Origin of the sequence: Qipengyuania vulgaris, from assembly GCF_009827325.1 — a bacterium.
In the GTDB taxonomy this organism is placed as follows: Bacteria; Pseudomonadota; Alphaproteobacteria; order Sphingomonadales; family Sphingomonadaceae; genus Qipengyuania; species Qipengyuania vulgaris.
This window is the reverse complement of the sequence record NZ_WTYC01000001.1, coordinates 162298-179118: the sequence shown is the minus strand read 5'-3', so window position 1 is coordinate 179118 and position 16821 is coordinate 162298. Positions and strand designations below refer to the sequence as shown.

Sequence of the window (16821 nt, the reverse complement as noted above, 5' to 3'; positions counted from 1 at the left end):
GATGTTCGATTGCGCGGGTGAGATATGACGGTGGTGTGCTTGGCTGGAAAAGGTGCAGGACCGGCCTGATGGATTGGGCCGTCTCCCTATCGTATCTATGTTACGGGATCGGCGCGATTGTCAGCGGGATCGCTGCGTTCTGGATCGCGCGGAAGGGTGCGGATGACCGCTCAGACCGCTGGGCGGGTGTCGTTGCACTGATATTCACCGCCAATTGGTGCATTGCCGCTGCTAGCTTCGAATTCGAACACCCGGTTGTGGGTCTCACCGAAATATTCGCAAACCTCGCGTGGATTTTCGTTCTCTTCCGCATTTTTGCCAACGACGGCCGCGATGAAAGCCTTCGCCTTGTCAGGCCGGTCGTGGTGGCTCTGGTATTCGTGGAGATGCTGCAATTTGCGCTTCTCGGTATCGAGCAACGTCATCCCTTTTCTGCGGATGTGCAGTCACTTGTCTCGCAGACCTCCGCGCTCTTTCACGTTCTCGTTGCCGTTGGGGCGCTCGTGTTGCTACACAATCTTTACGTAGGTGCCGCGCCCGCATCACGCAAAATCCTGCGCTGGAACGCAGCGGCTATGGCTGGATTCTGGGCATTCACGCTGAATTTCTATACCATCGCATATCTGGTCGGATCGTTTCCGATCGAGTTGGTCGCTCTTCGTGGCTTGGCCGTGATGATCATCGCCGTGCCCTTCGCACTAGGCTACACCAAGAGCGCGGCTGGTTTGACATTCAGGCCTTCGCGAGCCGTGACCTTCCATTTCCTTTCGTTGCTGGTGATCGGCGCTTATCTGCTCCTCATGCTCGGTCTTGGGAGCTGGCTTGATGTGCTATCGGGCAGCGTTGCGCGAATGACCCAAGTTGGCCTCGTCATCGCGGCAGGTGCACTGACACTTATCTGGCTTCCTTCGGCCAGACTGCGGGGCTGGTTGCGGGTCACCGCGGTGAAGCATTTATTCAAGCACCGCTTCGATTATCGGAACGAGTGGATCCGCTTCACCCACACCATCGGCCTCGGCGGCCCTGACGAGGACAGCCTGCAGGAGCGAGCGATCCGGTCCTTGGCCGACATCACGGACAGCCCTTCAGGGCTGCTTCTCTTGGTGAACGAAGAAGGACAGGTTGAGCAATGTGCGAACTGGCGTTGGCCCCAGATGGAGGTGCCCGCCAATCCGATCCCTTCTGCTTTGGCCACCATCTTCGAAAATGAAGGACTGATCCTCGATTTCGACGAGGCTCGCGCCGGGATAGAGCACCAGGGGGAACTCGAGCATGCACCTTCCTGGCTGTTGGAAAATCTGCAGGCGTGGGCGGCGGTCCCGCTTCTGCATTTCGATCGCCTGATAGGCGTAATCATCCTTGCCCGGCCGGAGATCGAACGAAAACTGGATTGGGAGGATTTCGATCTTCTGGCGATCGTCGGCAGGCAGTTGGCCAGCTATCTCGCGGAGCAGGCAAGCCAGGAAGCGCTTTCCGAAGCTGCGCGGTTCGACGAATTCAACCGCCGAATGGCGTTCGTCATGCACGACATCAAGAATCTCTCCAGCCAGATGTCGCTATTGCTGCGCAATGCGGAAAAGCATGCTGAAAATCCCGAATTCCGCAAGGATATGCTGATCACCGTACGCAACAGTGCAGACAAGCTGAACACGATGCTTTCTCGTCTCGGCCGCTATGCCAAGGGAGGTCAGGAGGATACTGGCGCATTCGACATGTCCGCGATGGTCCGAGCCACCTGCGAAAGATATGCGCGAAACCATCAGGTCCTGCTGGTCCGCAGCGAGCCGATGCTTGTTAATGGGCAGGCCGATGCATTTGAGCAGGCGCTGTCTCATATCGTGCAGAATGCCATTGATGCGAGCGTGGACGGCGGCGCAGTAATGCTCGAATCCTATAGCGACGGCATTTCCGGAGTGGTGCAGATCATCGACAGCGGGCGAGGTATGACACCGACCTTCCTCCGCAACGGGTTGTTCAAGCCCTTCGTGTCATCAAGAGAAGATGGCTTCGGAATCGGAGCATACGAAGCGCGCGAGATGATACGTTCGATGGGCGGGCGCGTAGAGGTGGAATCCCGGGTTGATCTCGGGACACGTTTCACCCTGAGCCTGCCGCTCCAATCGGCGCATGAGCTCCTGAAGTCCTCCTACTCCGCCGAGCGGAAGGAAATTGCCTGATGGCCCAGAACGCACCAAAATTGCTGATAGTTGAAGACGACGAAGGCCTGCAGGCGCAACTAAAATGGGCTTATGACGATTACGAGGTGATTATCGCGGGCAATCGCGATCAGGCACTGGCAGCCATGCGCAGCGAAGAGCCCGCCGTGGTCACGCTTGATCTCGGATTGCCGCCAGATCCTGACGGAACAAGCGAGGGCTTCGCCGTCCTCGATGCGATCATGGCAATGAAGCCGGATACCAAGGTCGTCGTCGCATCTGGGCATGGTGCGCGTGAGAGTGCCCTTCAGGCAATCGAACGCGGTGCTTATGATTTCTACCAGAAACCGGTCGATATCGAGGAACTCGGACTGATTGTGAACCGGGCGTTCCGGCTAAGTCAGATCGAGGGGGAAAACCGCCGCCTCGCCGGAAAGGTGGGTGAAGATAAAACCGTACTTGGCACGATGATAACGGCCGCCCCTGAAATGGCGAAAGTGGCCCGAACCATCGAACGCGTGGCCCCAACCAAGGTCTCGGTCATGCTGCTGGGAGCGAGCGGCACGGGCAAGGAACTCTTGGCACAGGGACTACATCAGGCCAGTGATCGCAGAAGCGGCGCCTTCGTTGCGATAAACTGTGCAGCAATCCCGGAGAACCTCCTCGAGAGCGAATTGTTCGGACATGAGAAGGGTGCCTTCACCGGTGCCGTGAAGACGACTGAAGGCAAGATAGAGATGGCGAGCGGCGGCACGCTGTTCCTGGACGAGGTGGGAGACATTCCCCTGCCATTGCAGGTCAAACTGCTGCGCTTTCTGCAGGAACGCGTAATCGAGCGTATTGGAGGTCGCAGGCCTATTTCGGTCGATACCCGGATCGTCTGTGCAACGCATCAGGATCTCGAGTCCATGATTGGCGAGGGGACGTTTCGCGAGGACTTGTTCTATCGCCTGGCCGAGGTTGTAGTGAAAATTCCGACCCTATCCGAGCGACCCGGGGACGCTGTTCTCCTGGCCAAGCATTTTCTCACCCGCTTCGCCGCGGAGATGAACCCCCAGGTCAAAGGCTTCGCCCCCGACGCACTCGCGGTGATCGATTCCTGGAGTTGGCCCGGCAATGTCCGCGAACTTGAAAATCGCGTGAAGCGCGCCGTAATCATGGCCGATGCCAAGCTGATAAGTGCGGAGGATCTCGATCTTGGAGAGCGTGCCGAGGACGGCGAGATGGCTCTGAACCTGAAACAGGCACGCGAAGCCGCCGACCGAAGGATGATCCGTCAGGCCTTGGCCCGCAGCCAAGGTAATATCTCCATGACGGCGAAGCTGCTCGGTATCAGTCGGCCCACACTTTATGATCTGCTAAAGCAGTATGATTTGCAGGCCTGACTTCGGCTATTGTCGAAGCTAGGGCGCAACTATGGCACTGCGCAGTATCATCTCCGATCCCATGCTGCGGATGCTGGCGCTGGCAATTGCGTTGGCAGCTATTCTGCCAGCGACGGGAGACGCGCGAAGCTTGGCCCAATGGGCGGCAAATATCGGAATTTTCGTACTGTTTCTGCTCAACGGAATGCGCATCCGACGCAGCGAAATTATCGCCGGCACTGCCAATGTGCGCTTTTTGCTACCTTTATCGATTTGGGTGTTCGGGGCCATGGCGCTGGTCGGACTGGGATTTTCGCGTCTGGCACCTGCAGATGTTCCGACAGTCGTAGCTACAGGTTTTCTCTATCTCGGCGTGTTGCCGACGACGATCCAATCGTCGACTTCCTATAGCTCGCTTGCGCGGGGGAATGTGGCCCTATCGGTTATTGCGGCTGCCTTGCTTAGCCTCATCGGCGTTTTCCTGAGCGTACCGCTGTTTCTCGCCCTGGGTGGGGCAGGGGACGGAATGGTGGGGTCCGATGCCGTTCTGAAGATCATTGCAATCTTGATTGTCCCCTTTACGATTGGGCAACTGATACAAGGCCGAACGCAAGAGCTCATAGCTTCTCACAAGCCGCGAATTGCCACGCTCGACCGACTGGTGATCGCCTTGGCTGTTTACGTAGCCTTTTCCGGCGCGGTCGAGCAAGACGTCTGGGCCCGCATCGATGGTGTCGGCTGGCTATGGACCGGCCTACTGGTTCTGGCCTTTCTGGTCATTGGTCACGTCGGGGCATGGCTAACCGGAACAGCACTGCTGCTTTCGCAATCCGATCGCGTCGCCTTTCTTTTCGCTGGTGCACAAAAATCAGCAGCGATCGGTGCGCCGTTGGCGACGGTGCTCTTTGCGCCCGAAATGGCAGGCTTTATCGTCCTGCCCCTTTTGCTCTACCATTTCTTTCAACTGGTGCTGGCCGCTCCGATAGCTAGTTATCTAGCTGGATCGGTTCGTCACCATGCTTCCGATTATGACGGACGGACCACACGAAGCTGAGGCCGATCAAGGCCGCGCCCATCAGGCCCGTGATGGTTTCGGGGATGTGGTAGCGCGCGGACAAAAGCATGATCATTCCCAGTACGATTATCGCCCAGAAGGCACCGTGTTCGAGATAACGATACTGAGCCAGCGTTCCTGTACGGACGAGGTGGATGGTCATCGAGCGCACGAACATCGCGCCAACAGACAAACCTAGCGCAATGATGATCATGTTGTTCGAAAGCGCAAAGGCGCCGATGACACCGTCGAAACTGAAACTCGCGTCGAGCACCTCGAGATAAAGAAATCCGCCAAACCCGGACTTAACGATTTCACCGGCGGCTTTTTTCCGCGCTTCGCGCTGTTCGATGATCGCGGCAATCGCGTGCACACCGATGAATGTGACGAGACCGAGTATCCCGGCGGTCAGGAAGACGATTGCATCATCCGGCGTGAGCATGGTTGAAACGCCATAAATCAGGAGCAGGACAATGCCGATTTCTACGGCCGGGACGTTGGAGAATTTGTTTACGGCACGCTCCAGCACCGCGATCCAGTGGATCTGTTTGTCGCTGTCGAAGAAGAAATTCAGGCCGACCATAGCAAGAAACGCGCCGCCGAAACCGGCAATGCCAATGTGGGCTGATGAAACGATCCGTTCGTATTCCTGCGGATCGTTCAGCGATAGCGAAATGGCCTCGATCGGCCCGACACCCGCTGCAATTGCAACGATCGCGATCGGAAACACGATCCGCATGCCGAAGACCGCGATGAGGATACCGATCGTGAGGAAGCGTTGCTGCCAGACCGGATCCATTTCACGTAAGACGGTGGCGTTGACCACGGCGTTGTCGAAGCTGAGCGAAACCTCCAAGATGGAAAGTACCAGCACGATCCAGAGGATGCCCAAAGTGGCAGTGATCGACCCGGTGCTGCTCCATCCGTACCAGGCTGCCAACGCGAAGCAGACTGCCGTGAAGGCGAGCGAAAAGGTATAATACTGGCGTATCGTGTTCATCGGGGTGGGGTTCCTCAGCCCTTGGGCTGGTAGGTTTGTTCAGGCGTCGGGAAGCTTCGGTCGCGCACTTCTTGTGCATATTGTGCGACGGTATTCTCGATGACTTCAGCGATATTTTCGTATTTCTTCACGAAGCGGGGCACACGTTCGAACATGCCCAGCATGTCGTCTGTCACCAGAACTTGCCCGTCACACTGGGCGGATGCGCCGATACCTATCGTCGGACACGACACCGCTTTCGTAGCTTCGATGGCAATAGGTTCGAGAACTCCTTCGAGCACAATGGCAAAGGCCCCGGCCTCGTCCAATGCCTTTGCATCGCCGACGATCTTGTCCGCTTCGGCATTGTCGCGACCGCGCGCCATATAGCCGCCGAGCACATTGACCGCCTGCGGGGTCAAACCGACATGCCCCATTACCGGGATGCCGCGCTGGTTCAGGAACGCGACCGTTTCGGCCATCTGCTCGCCACCTTCGAGCTTCACTGCTGCCGCGCCGCTTTCCTTCAACAGGCGAGATGCGCTCGCGAAGGCTTGTTCTTTCGAGGCTTCGTAAGAGCCGAATGGCATGTCGACCACGACCACCGAACGATAGCTTCCGCGTACCACGGCTGCCGCATGGTTCGACATCATTTCCATCGTCACCGGTATGGTGGAGGGGAGGCCGTAGATCACCTGTCCCAGCGAATCGCCCACCAGCAAAAGGTCGCAATGCGCGTCGAGCAATTGCGCTTGCCGCGCCGTGTAGGCGGTGAGCATGACCAGGGGCTGCTTGGTTTCCCCGTCCGCTTTGTGAGCGCGGATTTTTGGCACGGTCAACCGCTTCATCGGCTGCGGAGTGGGATTGGCCCGGCTGGTGCTCGTATCAAGCTGGAAGGTCGTCGACATGCGGGTGCCCTAGCAAGCCCTGTCGACAGTTGGAAGCGAGGCTTGGACAATGGCGGATTCCGTGCTTTAAGCCTCGCGTACATAAGGGCGCGGCAAGCGCCGACAATCGAGAGGGAAATCACGTAAATGGTCGCCGCTGGCAAAACCACCGGTGAGGGTTGGTCCTCACGTTCCGCATTCATTCTCGCTGCCGTCGGTGCAGCAGTTGGTCTTGGAAATATCTGGCGTTTTCCTACGCTTGCCGGGGAAAGCGGGGGCGGCGCTTTCGTCATTTTCTATATCGGCTGCGTCTTCCTGCTCGGGCTACCGTTGGTGCTCTCCGAGATCTTCATTGGCCGAGTTGGCCAAACCGATGCGGTCGGCTCGATCCGCAAGGTGGCGCAGGATTCCAAGGCCTCGCACAGATGGTCGATCTTCGGCGGAATCGGGGCGGTCGCCGCGTTTCTCATCGTATCGTTCTATTCGGTAGTGGCGGGGTGGGTGCTTTATTACGCCGGCGTCATGGGCTGGGATTTCCTTCAGGCGATCATGGCGGGGGATCCATTCCGCGGCGCACTGGCCGGTGAGAACGAAGCACAGATCCAGCAACGCCTCGGTGATATGTTTGCCAGCCCCGGCCTGCTGCTTGCCATGCATCTCGTCTTCATGGGTTTGACGCTTTACATCGTGGCCCGCGGGGTAAGCTCGGGAATTGAAAAGGCAGCAACTTATCTCATGCCCGCCTTCTTCGTGTTGCTGTTCGGCCTCGTGATTTATGGCGCGATCGAGGGCGATATCGCAGAGGCGGCGGCCTTCCTGTTCACCCCGGACTGGTCTAAGCTGACTCCGCAGGTCATGAACTCGGCTCTGGGCCAAGCGCTTTTCTCGCTCTCACTCGGCGTGGCGGGTCTCATTACCTATGGCTCTTACATCAAGGAAAAGAGCAATCTTGGCGGCACCGCGGCGATAATCGCGGTCGCGGATACCAGCGTGGCGCTGCTTGCCGGCCTGATGATCTTCCCGATCGTTTTCGCGGTTGGGCTTGACCCTGCTGCCGGCCCGACGCTGGTTTTCCAGACCCTCCCGTTTGCTTTCCAGACCATGCCCGGAGGCGCCCTGTTCGGCTTCCTCTTCTTCGTTCTGATCCTTGTGGCCGCGGTGACCAGTTCGATCTCGCTGCTCGAGGTGCCAACTGCATGGGGCATCGGTGAACTGGGTTGGAGCCGGGCGAAATCCGCCTTGGTGTTCGGCGTCGGTGCCCTGCTGATCGGAGTGCTCTGCCTGCTTGGCTACAATGTGCTGGCCGACGTGCGTCCGCTAGGTTTCTGGTCGCTGTTCGAGAATACCGACATCCTCGATACGATTGACGGTTTTACCGGCAAGGTCATGCTGCCGCTGGGCGCATTGCTGACCTCGATCTTCATCGGCTGGAAGGCCGATGCGAACCTCTTGCGGACAACCACCGGTCTTTCGCCACTGGCATTCGGCGTGTGGCGTTTCCTTATCGCGTGGTTGTGCCCGATTGCGGTTACGATCATCCTCGTGACCGGTCTGTTCCCAAGTATCTTAGGCGCCTGACGAATCTCTCTTTTCCAACCGGAGAATCGCGCGTATTGAGCGCACTCCGGTTGGCAGAGCGGGGAGGGCCCGCTGCGGACCGGTGGAGCCCATCGGCCAGAAATGATCCTCGACAGAGTGAAGCCGCTCGACGCCATCTTGGCGGCGGCGCAAAAGAAGTCCCTGCACCGTTCGTTAGGCGCGCTGCAGCTCATGTTGTTCGGCATAGGTTGCATCATCGGCACGGGGATATTCGTGCTGACCTCTGCCGGTGCCCAGAAAGCGGGCCCGGGTCTGATGCTGGCCTTTGTCATAGCGGGGGCGGTCTGTATCGTCGCCGCATTATGCTACGCCGAAATCGCCTCGATGATACCGGTAGCGGGCTCCGCCTATACCTATAGCTATGCCACTATGGGCGAATTGCTCGCCTGGACGGTTGGTTGGGCGCTGATCCTCGAATATGCCATCGCAGCATCGGCAGTTTCCGTAGGCTGGTCGGGCTATTTCAGCGGGACGATCCTGAACGAATTCCTCGGTATCGCTTTGCCGCAGTGGTTGGCTGCTGGGCCGCTCGCGTTGGGCGGCGAGCCCGGCGGTTTCATCAATCTTCCCGCGTTCGTCATCGCCCTGCTCGTGACGTGGTTGCTGATGATTGGCACCAGCGAAAGTGCCAAGGTCAACGCGATCCTTGTTGCGATCAAGGTGGCAGCGCTGACCGTCTTCATCGGACTGACGCTGACCAGCGCCTATTTCGATCCGGACAAGTTCAACCCGTTCCTGCCCGCCGGCATTTTCGGTGGTTTCGGTACGGGTGTGGGCGCGGTCGGTGCGGCGGCTACGATTTTCTTCGCCTATGTCGGCTTCGATGCGGTTTCCACGGCGGCGGAAGAGACGAAGAACCCGCAACGCAATGTGCCGATCGGCCTCGTCGGTTCGCTGGTATTCTGCACCGTCTTCTACATCTTGGTGGCGGCTGGAGCGATCGGTACGATCGGCGGACAGCCCATCATGGGGCCGGGGGGAATTCCCTTCCCGGCAGGGTCCGAAGAATTGGCGCGGCAATGCGCGCTTCCGGCATATTCCGATGCACTGGTCTGTTCGAATGAGGCATTGGCCCATGTCCTTCGCCAGATCGGGTTTTCGGGGATCGGCAACATGCTGGGCATTGCCGCTTTCCTGGCTCTACCTTCGGTAATTCTCGTGCTGCTGTTCGCTCAGACGCGCATCTTTTTCGTGATGAGCCGTGACGGGCTGCTGCCTGAGGGACTTTCGAAAGTGCATCCACGCTGGAAGACTATGTCGTGACCATCCTGACGGGGGTAATCGTGGCCGTGGGTGCAGCTTTCTTCCCAGTCGGCCAGCTGGCGGATATTGCCAATGCCGGTACTCTATACGCCTTCCTGATGGTGGCAGTTGCGGTGATGGTGTTGCGACGGACTGCGCCTGACAGGAAACGCGATTTCCGTACGCCCATGCTCTGGCTTGTCGGACCGGCAACCATCGGCGGATGCGCCTTCCTGTTCCTCAACCTGCCAAGCGCTGCGATGATGGTGTTGCCAGTATGGACGGTGATCGGGCTGGTCGTATATTTCGGCTATGGCCGGAGAAACAGCCATCTCGGACAGGGTATTGTTGAAGTCATCGACGATGTTGCGGGTGAGGAAACGATGATTCCCATCCATCCGCCGAAGGCTTAACCTAACAAGAAAGGGCCGCCCCAATCGGAGCGGCCTTTTCAGTTCGTATCACTGCTACGGGCGGGTCAGATGTTGACCTTGTCGACGTGGCGTTCTTCCGCCTCTTCGTGGACGTTCATGCCGAGTGCCATCTTAGCTGTGTTGAGCAGGCCTATGTCCCCGTTCCAGATTTCGGCGTCGCCCAAATCCATGCGCATGAAGAAGATGTCGGGATCGTCCTTGCCGCCATCGTACCAGGCTTCGACGAAGTTGTTCCAGAACTGATCGAAGCGTTCCTGGCTGGTTTCCTTGACCAGATTTCCGTTGAAGCGGGCGAAGATATCGTGGCCCTTGCTTTCAAAGGTCGCGGTCACCGGGCCGAGCTTGCAGAAATCGCTCTTGGTATGGGTGAAGAACCAGATCGAGCTGTTTGCATCCTTGTCGAGCTGGGGACTCATCGGGACGGCTGTGGAGCTGTCACCATTAAGCTGGAGAAAAAGGAACGGGCTGTCGGCCAGCGCCTTCCAGAATTTCGTCTTGAGTTCGTCGGGATTGCCTTCGGCATGTTTCATGAGGGTCTCCTAAGTGGGGTTTAATCTCTCAATGAGTGAGGCCCACATTTGGTCCCGGCTGCCATCCTGGATTGTGCCCTAGTCGGCAGGAGTGCCCTGGGGATCGAGTTTACGCATTTCCTCGTCGGTGAGTGGCTTCTCGTCGATACCCTGGACCTGCGAAATTTCCGGAGCCAATGCGCTGGTGTTGCACACGCGATAAGCGGCCTCTCCGCGACGATGGCGGATGCTCTCGACCGTGGTCGCTGCAACACGCGATTGTTCGAGGGCGCCGGGTGTATTGTTGAACGGAGGCACGAGCGTTGTTGCCGAGACACAGCGTTTGAAGGATGTATCGCGGTTCTCGTTGTCAGCGGAGTAGTCCTGCGCGGATAAAGCACAGGGCAGGGCCGACAGCGCCAAGCCGGCGGTAACGAAAGATTTCATGAATTTGCCTCCTTCACGCGGGTGCAGCAGACAAGGTTGCACCGGGCTGAACGTGTCAGCTGTCGCGCGAGACGAGGGAGGCTCGGCGACCGCGTTTGGCAACGGGAATGTTGCCGAAATTCGCCACCGGACCGGCCTGCACTTCCACTATCTCGCACGTGCTTTCCACGATGGATGGCGGAATGGGACGTTCGAAGATCATACCGCAGCTGTTTTCGTTCGCCCAAGCAATCTTGCCGAAAAACTCGTGATCGCCCCATGCCAGTAAACCCGATACGCCTTTCTGCGGTGGGTCTTGCGTATCGAAGCGCGCACCTGCTTCAGAAAGATCCGACAGACGGCCTTTGCGATCGCCCCCGGGCATTTTGAGCTTCGCCGCGCAATCGACCGTGTATCGCTGCACGGCACGACGCTCGCCCTGCTTCAGCGCGGGTGATTTCTGGAATAGGGCCAAGCACTTGTCCTTCTTAACGCCGGTAAAACCTGCCTTGGAATGGTTAAGATGGACTTCGATGACATGGTTGATACAGCGTTAGAAAATGGCTTGCTGCCTTTCATATGCCTTTTGACATTGGCGAATCCCGTGGCGGAACGTATAGCGAACAAATGGCTGCCCACTCTGTTCTTCAAAAGCTCGGGATTCTCGCGGATGCGGCGAAATACGATGCTTCCTGTGCATCTTCCGGCACAGCGAAGAAGAACAGTCTTGCTGGCAAGGGCATAGGTTCGACCGAGGGGATGGGTATCTGTCACGCTTATGCGCCCGATGGCCGCTGCATTTCTCTACTCAAGATATTGCTGACCAATCACTGCGTGTTCGACTGCCATTACTGCGTCAATCGAAAGAGCTCGAACGTGGCGCGCGCCCGTTTCAATCCGCAGGAAGTGGTCGATCTCACGCTCGCTTTCTACCGGCGCAACTATATCGAGGGGTTGTTCCTCTCCTCGGGTATCGTGAAGAACTCGAACCACACGATGGAGCAGATCGTCGAGGTCGCCCGGATATTGCGCGAGGAGCATGATTTTCGCGGCTACATCCATCTCAAGACCATCCCCGAAGCGGATGCGGAGATCGTTCATCAGGCGGGGCTTTATGCCGACCGCGTCTCGATCAATGTCGAACTGCCGACCGATAGCGGTCTCACCCGCCTCGCGCCCGACAAGGACGCACGCCAGATCGAAGGCGCGATGGGCAAGGTGAGATCGGATCTCGCCGAAGCGAAAGACGCGCGCAAGAGGTTCAAGTACGCACCGCGCTTCGCCCCCGCAGGCCAATCGACGCAGATGATCGTCGGCGCAGACGCCGCGACCGATGCCGATATCGTGGGCAAGGCAAGCCGACTCTACGACAATTTTCGCCTGCGCCGCGTGTATTACAGTGCCTTCTCGCCAATCCCCGATGCGAGCGCGGTGCTTCCCTTGAAGCGTCCGCCGCTGATCCGCGAACACCGGCTTTACCAGTCGGACTGGCTGATGCGCTTCTATGGATACAAGCCGTCGGAAGTTATGCAGGCGACCGAGGCGGACGGCAACCTGCCGCTCGATATCGATCCCAAGCTCGCCTGGGCTCTGAAATTCCGTGAGGCGTTTCCGGTCGATGTAAATCGGGCGAGCAAGGAGCAATTGCTGCGTGTGCCGGGCCTCGGGGTGAAAGCGGTCGCCAAGATATTGGCGAGCCGCCGTCACCGTGCGCTGAGGCTCGACGATGTGGCGTTGCTCACGCAGTCGATCACCAAGGTCCGACCTTTCATCTGCACCGTGGACTGGCGGCCGGTGATGCTGACCGACCGCGCCGACCTGCGCAGCCTGCTTGCGCCAAGGACCGAGCAACTGGAGCTGTTTGCAGCATGACCGCGCTCCGGCAGGTCAAGCTCGGCACCTATTACGTGGTGCATCTGCCTGAAGCAGACGATTTCGACTTCTGGCGTGAGAGAGCGCGTGCGCTTGTCCAGTGCGACGTGCCGCCCGACCGGATCGCCTGGGTAGAGCCGGGGGGCAGCGGTGATCTCTTCGCAGATGGGGAACGCAGGATGCCTGTGCCGCCCGAAAGTGCGCCTATTGTTCGCGCAAATCGCCGCTTCGTGCAGCTGGCGCGCAACGCCATTCTCCATTCCGATACCGAACGTTTTGCGGTCCTCTATCGCCTTCTGTGGCGGCTGCAGGCCAATCCCGGCATTATGGAGGACAAGGCCGATTCCGATGTTCGTCGGATAGAAGAACTCGACAAGAACGTTCGGCGCGACAGCCACAAGATGCACGCCTTTGTCCGCTTCCGGCTGGTGGAAAGCGAAAAGGAAGAGGCAGGCGAGCATTACGTCGCCTGGTTCCAACCCGAGCATCACATCCTGCGCGCCAACGCGGGTTTCTTTATGCGGCGCTTTGCCAACATGCGCTGGTCGATCCTGACCCCGCGCGGTAGCCTGCACTGGGATGGAGAGACCATGTCCGAAGGCCCGCCCGCGCAGCGCAGCGATGCGCCTGGCGGCGATCCGATGGAAGATCTCTGGCGCACCTATTACGCATCGATCTTCAACCCTGCGCGTTTGAAGATCGGGGCCATGCTCAAGGAAATGCCCAAGAAGTATTGGAAAAACATGCCCGAAGCCGCGCTCATTCCCGAACTGGTGGCGGGCGCGCAGAAGCGGGAGGCCGCCATGGTCGAGAAGGGCACGTTGGAATTCGAGGAACGTCCCGAAACGCTGGGGGAGATCGACAAGGCGATACACGCCTGCCGCAAGTGCCCCATCGGCAGTCTCGATAACCAACCGGTGATGGGTGAGGGGCCGCAGAATGCCGCACTGATGATCGTGGGCGAACAGCCGGGCGACCAGGAGGACCGGTCGGGCCGCCCCTTCGTCGGCCCGGCCGGACAATTGCTCGACGTGCACCTCGACAAGGTCGGTATCGACCGCCGTGCATCCTACGTCACCAATGCGGTCAAGCATTTCAAATACGTCCAGCGGGGCAAGCGGCGGCTGCACCAGAACCCGGGCGCAAAGGAGATCGACACATGCCGCTGGTGGATCGAGAGCGAACGGGCAATCGTGCAGCCCAAGATTGTGCTCGCCATGGGGGCGAGCGCGGCGCGAGGCATGCTGGGCAAGACGGTAAGTATTTCGAAGGTCCGGGGCGCGCCCATTGCGTTGGAGGACGGCAGCGAGCTCTGGGTCACCGCGCACCCCTCTTACCTGCTCCGCCTGGATGGCGCAGCGCGTGATGAACAGGCCCGGCTGTTCGACGCCGATCTCGCCGCAGTGAAGGAGCGTCTGGAAGAACTCACGTGACATGCCGAAGTGATGCGGCGCGCATCATCCCGAAATCGCGCGACTTCCATTGAGACGATCGCTAGGGCGCGCGCCATGTTCGATCCGGAAAGACTGCTGGCCTTTGCACTCGTGACCGCCACGACCAGCATCGTGCCCGGCCCCTCCATGATGTTCGTCATGGGCCAGGCGGTCTGGCGCGGGGCACGATCCGGTTGGGCCGCGCTATTGGGCATGCAGATCGGCTATATTGTATGGTGGTTAGCCGCTGCGCTGGGTCTTGGCACTTTGGCCAGAACCTATCCGTTGGCCTTTCGTCTGCTTGCTGTCGTTGGGGTTCTCTATCTTGCATGGCTCGGCGTAAAGGCTGTCCGCCACTCCTTCCACGCGGTCGCGGATGATAATGCCGAACCGGCACAACAGCCCTCGGCACACGCCTTCCGCGAAGGGATTGCAGTTGCGATCGGCAACCCCAAGTCGCTCGTATACATGGTCGCGATCATTCCGCCCTTCGTCGATCCGGGTAGGGCGGTCGGGTGGCAGATCCTTGTTCTCGCGGTTATCGCACTGGTGCTCGATCTACTGGTTGGCTGGTTATACATCGGTGCGGGCAAGCGGCTGGCAAAGACAATGGAGCGCGCCGCCACACGGCGCTGGATCGATCGGGCCATCGGGATCGTATTTATCCTGATAGCGGCTGCAATCGCGGCCGATCTCTATGGGACGCAGCTTTGAAACTCACCTTTTCGCGGCGCATCGGAACGTTCATCTTCGACCGGCGCGTGCTGCTGCTGCTGGTTCTGGCAGGACTGTTCATTGCCGGACGCAGCTGGCTCGCCGCGCACCCCGAACACAATCCCTGGGCGCCGCTGGACCTCAATGATCCGAAGGGCTGGGCCACGCAGCAGAAGCTGGTGGCACTGAGGGACGACGTGCCGACCTGCCGAGCAGTGCTTGAACGAAGCGAGGTTCCTTTCGACGTTCTGGAACCGGCAGGCGAAGGCGAATGTCGGCGCGGGGATCGCACCCGGCTATCGGGTTATCCGCTCACCCCGGCAGCGCCCGCCACTACATGTCCGGTCGCGGTCGCGATGGAGTTGTGGAAGCGCGATACGCTCGATCCGGCGGCGCAGGAGCTGTTCGGCAGCGAGGTCGCCAGCATCGAGCATCTGGGATCATATTCCTGCCGCAGATTGTACGGTCGGAACGACGGCCCGTGGAGCGAACATGCTACCGCAAATGCAATTGATATCGCCGGATTTGTTCTCGAAGACGGTACCCGGATCAGCGTTCTGTCAGATTGGCAGGGCGAAGGCGACAAGCAACGTTTCCTGCGCGAGGTGCGCGACGGCGCCTGCGGAGCGTTTTCTACCGTGCTTTCACCCGATTACAATGCGGCCCATGCCGATCATTTCCACTTCGACATGGACGACCGCTGGACCGGCGTCTGCCGCTGATCAGGCCGCTTCGAGCGAATAGCCCGCGCTGCGCACAGTGCGAACCGGGTCCTTGGCGCCGTCGATCTCAAGCGCCTTGCGTAGCCGGCGAATGTGCACGTCGACGGTACGCAGTTCGATGTCGCTTTCAGTGCCCCAAACTCCGTCGAGTAGCTGGTTGCGGCTAAAGACGCGGCCTGGGCTTTCCATGAAGAACTTGAGCAGACGGTATTCGGTCGGTCCGAGCTTGAGAACATTGCCCCGGCGCGTCACCTTGTGGGCGACCGGGTCGAGGGTCAGATCACCTACCTCGATGGACTCCCCGGCGAGGACCGGGCGGATGCGACGCATCACTGCTGCTACGCGTGCAAGAAGCTCGCGTGGCGAAAAGGGCTTTGTCAGGTAATCGTCGGCACCGGTTTCGAGCCCGCGAATGCGATCGTCTTCCGCCTCGCGCGCAGTGAGCATGATGATCGGAACATGGGCGGTGGTCTTGTCTCGCCGAAGGCGCCGACAGACTTCGATCCCGCTGGTGCCTTCTATCATCCAGTCGAGGATGACCAGGTCCGGCACATCTTCCGCAGCGAGAAGCAATGCTTCATCGCCATCCGCAGTGGTGCGAACGCCGTAGCCCTCGTTGGAAAAGCGGTATTCGAGAAGTTCCGAGAGGGCGGGATCGTCCTCTACGAGAAGTAGCTTGCCAGCCTGCACCTTGGCCCCTTCCTGCAGTTTCTTCGACACAGCAGTATGACCCTCAAGCTACAGAATTGTGTCAACCGTCCTCATCGGGCGGATAAGTACCCGTGGCAGCGAAATGAACCATTTCTGCCACGTTGGTGGCATGGTCGCCGATGCGTTCAAGGTTGCGCGCTACGAACAGCAGCTGGGCTGCACTCGAAATGGTCGAAGGGTTCTCGACCATGTGGCTGACGAGGTTGCGGAAGATCGAATTGTAGAAGGCATCGACCTTCTCGTCGGTAGCGATCACCTCTCGTGCTAGTTCGGCATCGCGTGCAGCATAGGCGGTCAGCACGTCGTGAACCATCTCGCTGGCGACTTCGGCCATTGCAGGTAGCAAGGTCAGCGGCTCGAACTTCTTGCGGTTGTCACCGATCTGACGGCTCGCCTTGGCGATATTCTTCGAATAATCACCAATGCGTTCCACGACACCGGCAATCTTCAACGCGGCGATGACTTCGCGGAGATCGTCGGCCATTGGGGCCCGGAGCGCGATGATGCGAACCGAGAGCTTGTCCACTTCGCTTTCGAGCTTGTCGATCTTCTTGTCGTTCTTGACGACCTTCTTGGCGAGTTCGTCATCGCCCCGCACCAGCGCATCGAGCGCTTCCTGTATGGCGACTTCGGCCAGCCCGCCCATTTCCGCGATCAGACCGCGCAGACGGGTGATGTCTTCATCGAAGGCTTTTACGGTATGTTCGTTCATTGTCTCA

General features: G+C 59.1%; 15 protein-coding genes and 1 pseudogene. 9 read left to right on the top strand and 7 right to left on the bottom strand.

Going from position 1 to position 16821, the window contains the following annotated elements:
* Positions 1 to 68 precede the first annotated feature (68 nt).
* The 3 genes from prsK (at position 69) to GRI69_RS00895 (ending at position 4574) form a co-directional block, all read left to right on the top strand.
* Positions 69 to 2177, top strand: coding sequence for an XrtA/PEP-CTERM system histidine kinase PrsK (gene prsK, locus GRI69_RS00905; RefSeq protein WP_160726449.1), 2109 nt, complete (start codon positions 69 to 71; stop codon positions 2175 to 2177).
* The gene (gene prsR / locus GRI69_RS00900; protein WP_160726448.1) at positions 2177 to 3541 is read left to right on the top strand and encodes a PEP-CTERM-box response regulator transcription factor; all 1365 of its coding nucleotides are present in this window, start codon (positions 2177 to 2179) and stop codon (positions 3539 to 3541) included. Before prsK ends, prsR begins: the two co-directional genes overlap by 1 nt.
* 61 nt (positions 3542 to 3602) lie before the next feature.
* The gene (locus tag GRI69_RS00895) at positions 3603 to 4574 is read left to right on the top strand and encodes a bile acid:sodium symporter family protein (protein WP_237452876.1); all 972 of its coding nucleotides are present in this window, start codon (positions 3603 to 3605) and stop codon (positions 4572 to 4574) included.
* Here GRI69_RS00895 and GRI69_RS00890 read toward each other — a convergent pair.
* A complete protein-coding gene (locus GRI69_RS00890; RefSeq protein WP_160726446.1) occupies positions 4507 to 5574 on the bottom strand; it encodes a DUF475 domain-containing protein in 1068 nt (355 codons plus the stop codon). The two genes, GRI69_RS00895 and GRI69_RS00890, sit on opposite strands and share 68 nt — an antisense overlap.
* A 14-nt stretch (positions 5575 to 5588) precedes the next feature.
* Positions 5589 to 6461 carry a 3-methyl-2-oxobutanoate hydroxymethyltransferase gene (gene panB, locus GRI69_RS00885; RefSeq protein ID WP_160726445.1) on the bottom strand — a complete coding sequence of 291 codons (873 nt, stop codon included), beginning with the start codon at positions 6459 to 6461 and terminating at the stop codon, positions 5589 to 5591.
* A gap of 126 nt (positions 6462 to 6587) precedes the next feature.
* On the opposite strand from panB, the gene GRI69_RS00880 reads away from it, so the two are divergent.
* Both GRI69_RS00880 and GRI69_RS00875 read left to right on the top strand, forming a co-directional pair.
* Positions 6588 to 8018 carry a sodium-dependent transporter gene (locus GRI69_RS00880; RefSeq protein ID WP_160726444.1) on the top strand — a complete coding sequence of 477 codons (1431 nt, stop codon included), beginning with the start codon at positions 6588 to 6590 and terminating at the stop codon, positions 8016 to 8018.
* A gap of 102 nt (positions 8019 to 8120) precedes the next feature.
* Positions 8121 to 9694 (top strand): annotated as a pseudogene (locus GRI69_RS00875) (amino acid permease).
* A gap of 65 nt (positions 9695 to 9759) precedes the next feature.
* Here the strand turns inward: GRI69_RS00875 and GRI69_RS00870 are convergent.
* The 3 genes from GRI69_RS00870 to GRI69_RS00860 form a co-directional block, all read right to left on the bottom strand.
* Entirely contained in the window at positions 9760 to 10245 is a 486-nt protein-coding gene (locus GRI69_RS00870; RefSeq protein WP_160726443.1) for a pyridoxamine 5'-phosphate oxidase family protein, read from the bottom strand.
* Positions 10246 to 10323: 78 nt separating this feature from the next.
* A complete protein-coding gene (locus GRI69_RS00865) occupies positions 10324 to 10671 on the bottom strand; it encodes a hypothetical protein (protein WP_160726442.1) in 348 nt (115 codons plus the stop codon).
* A gap of 55 nt (positions 10672 to 10726) precedes the next feature.
* Positions 10727 to 11125, bottom strand: a complete 399-nt coding sequence (locus GRI69_RS00860; RefSeq protein ID WP_160726441.1) for a PilZ domain-containing protein — start codon at positions 11123 to 11125, stop codon at positions 10727 to 10729.
* Positions 11126 to 11277: 152 nt separating this feature from the next.
* Between GRI69_RS00860 and GRI69_RS00855 the strand changes: the two genes are divergently transcribed.
* The 4 genes from GRI69_RS00855 to GRI69_RS00840 all read left to right on the top strand — a co-directional run bounded on the left by GRI69_RS00855 (position 11278) and on the right by GRI69_RS00840 (position 15391).
* Positions 11278 to 12522: a putative DNA modification/repair radical SAM protein gene (locus GRI69_RS00855; RefSeq protein ID WP_160726440.1), complete on the top strand. Its 1245-nt coding sequence runs from the start codon at positions 11278 to 11280 to the stop codon at positions 12520 to 12522.
* Positions 12519 to 13955 (top strand): UdgX family uracil-DNA binding protein, encoded by a 1437-nt coding sequence (locus GRI69_RS00850; RefSeq protein ID WP_160726439.1) that lies wholly within the window; start codon positions 12519 to 12521, stop codon positions 13953 to 13955. The genes GRI69_RS00855 and GRI69_RS00850 overlap by 4 nt, the downstream gene beginning before the upstream one ends.
* 75 nt (positions 13956 to 14030) lie before the next feature.
* Complete coding sequence (locus GRI69_RS00845; RefSeq protein ID WP_160726438.1) at positions 14031 to 14669, top strand: LysE family translocator; 639 nt, start codon at positions 14031 to 14033, stop codon at positions 14667 to 14669.
* The gene (locus GRI69_RS00840; protein WP_160726437.1) at positions 14666 to 15391 is read left to right on the top strand and encodes an extensin-like domain-containing protein; all 726 of its coding nucleotides are present in this window, start codon (positions 14666 to 14668) and stop codon (positions 15389 to 15391) included. The genes GRI69_RS00845 and GRI69_RS00840 overlap by 4 nt, the downstream gene beginning before the upstream one ends.
* On the opposite strand, the gene phoB is transcribed toward GRI69_RS00840, so the two are convergent.
* Both phoB and phoU read right to left on the bottom strand, forming a co-directional pair.
* Entirely contained in the window at positions 15392 to 16081 is a 690-nt protein-coding gene (phoB, locus tag GRI69_RS00835; RefSeq protein ID WP_160726989.1) for a phosphate regulon transcriptional regulator PhoB, read from the bottom strand. It lies immediately after the preceding gene.
* A gap of 61 nt (positions 16082 to 16142) precedes the next feature.
* Positions 16143 to 16814 carry a phosphate signaling complex protein PhoU gene (phoU, locus tag GRI69_RS00830; RefSeq protein WP_160726436.1) on the bottom strand — a complete coding sequence of 224 codons (672 nt, stop codon included), beginning with the start codon at positions 16812 to 16814 and terminating at the stop codon, positions 16143 to 16145.
* Positions 16815 to 16821 lie beyond the last annotated feature (7 nt).

What these genes read in the sequence shown, in the direction of transcription:
- GRI69_RS00855 (WP_160726440.1), top strand. Translation starts at nt 11,278, where the DNA reads ATGGCTGCCCACTCTGTTCTTCAAAAGCTCGGGATTCTCGCGGATGCG.
- panB (WP_160726445.1), bottom strand. Translation starts at nt 6,461, where the DNA reads ATGTCGACGACCTTCCAGCTTGATACGAGCACCAGCCGGGCCAATCCC.
- phoU (WP_160726436.1), bottom strand. Translation starts at nt 16,814, where the DNA reads ATGAACGAACATACCGTAAAAGCCTTCGATGAAGACATCACCCGTCTG.
- GRI69_RS00850 (WP_160726439.1), top strand. Translation starts at nt 12,519, where the DNA reads ATGACCGCGCTCCGGCAGGTCAAGCTCGGCACCTATTACGTGGTGCAT.
- GRI69_RS00845 (WP_160726438.1), top strand. Translation starts at nt 14,031, where the DNA reads ATGTTCGATCCGGAAAGACTGCTGGCCTTTGCACTCGTGACCGCCACG.
- GRI69_RS00865 (WP_160726442.1), bottom strand. Translation starts at nt 10,671, where the DNA reads ATGAAATCTTTCGTTACCGCCGGCTTGGCGCTGTCGGCCCTGCCCTGT.
- GRI69_RS00890 (WP_160726446.1), bottom strand. Translation starts at nt 5,574, where the DNA reads ATGAACACGATACGCCAGTATTATACCTTTTCGCTCGCCTTCACGGCA.
- GRI69_RS00880 (WP_160726444.1), top strand. Translation starts at nt 6,588, where the DNA reads ATGGTCGCCGCTGGCAAAACCACCGGTGAGGGTTGGTCCTCACGTTCC.
- prsK (WP_160726449.1), top strand. Translation starts at nt 69, where the DNA reads ATGGATTGGGCCGTCTCCCTATCGTATCTATGTTACGGGATCGGCGCG.
- GRI69_RS00895 (WP_237452876.1), top strand. Translation starts at nt 3,603, where the DNA reads ATGCTGCGGATGCTGGCGCTGGCAATTGCGTTGGCAGCTATTCTGCCA.
- GRI69_RS00870 (WP_160726443.1), bottom strand. Translation starts at nt 10,245, where the DNA reads ATGAAACATGCCGAAGGCAATCCCGACGAACTCAAGACGAAATTCTGG.
- prsR (WP_160726448.1), top strand. Translation starts at nt 2,177, where the DNA reads ATGGCCCAGAACGCACCAAAATTGCTGATAGTTGAAGACGACGAAGGC.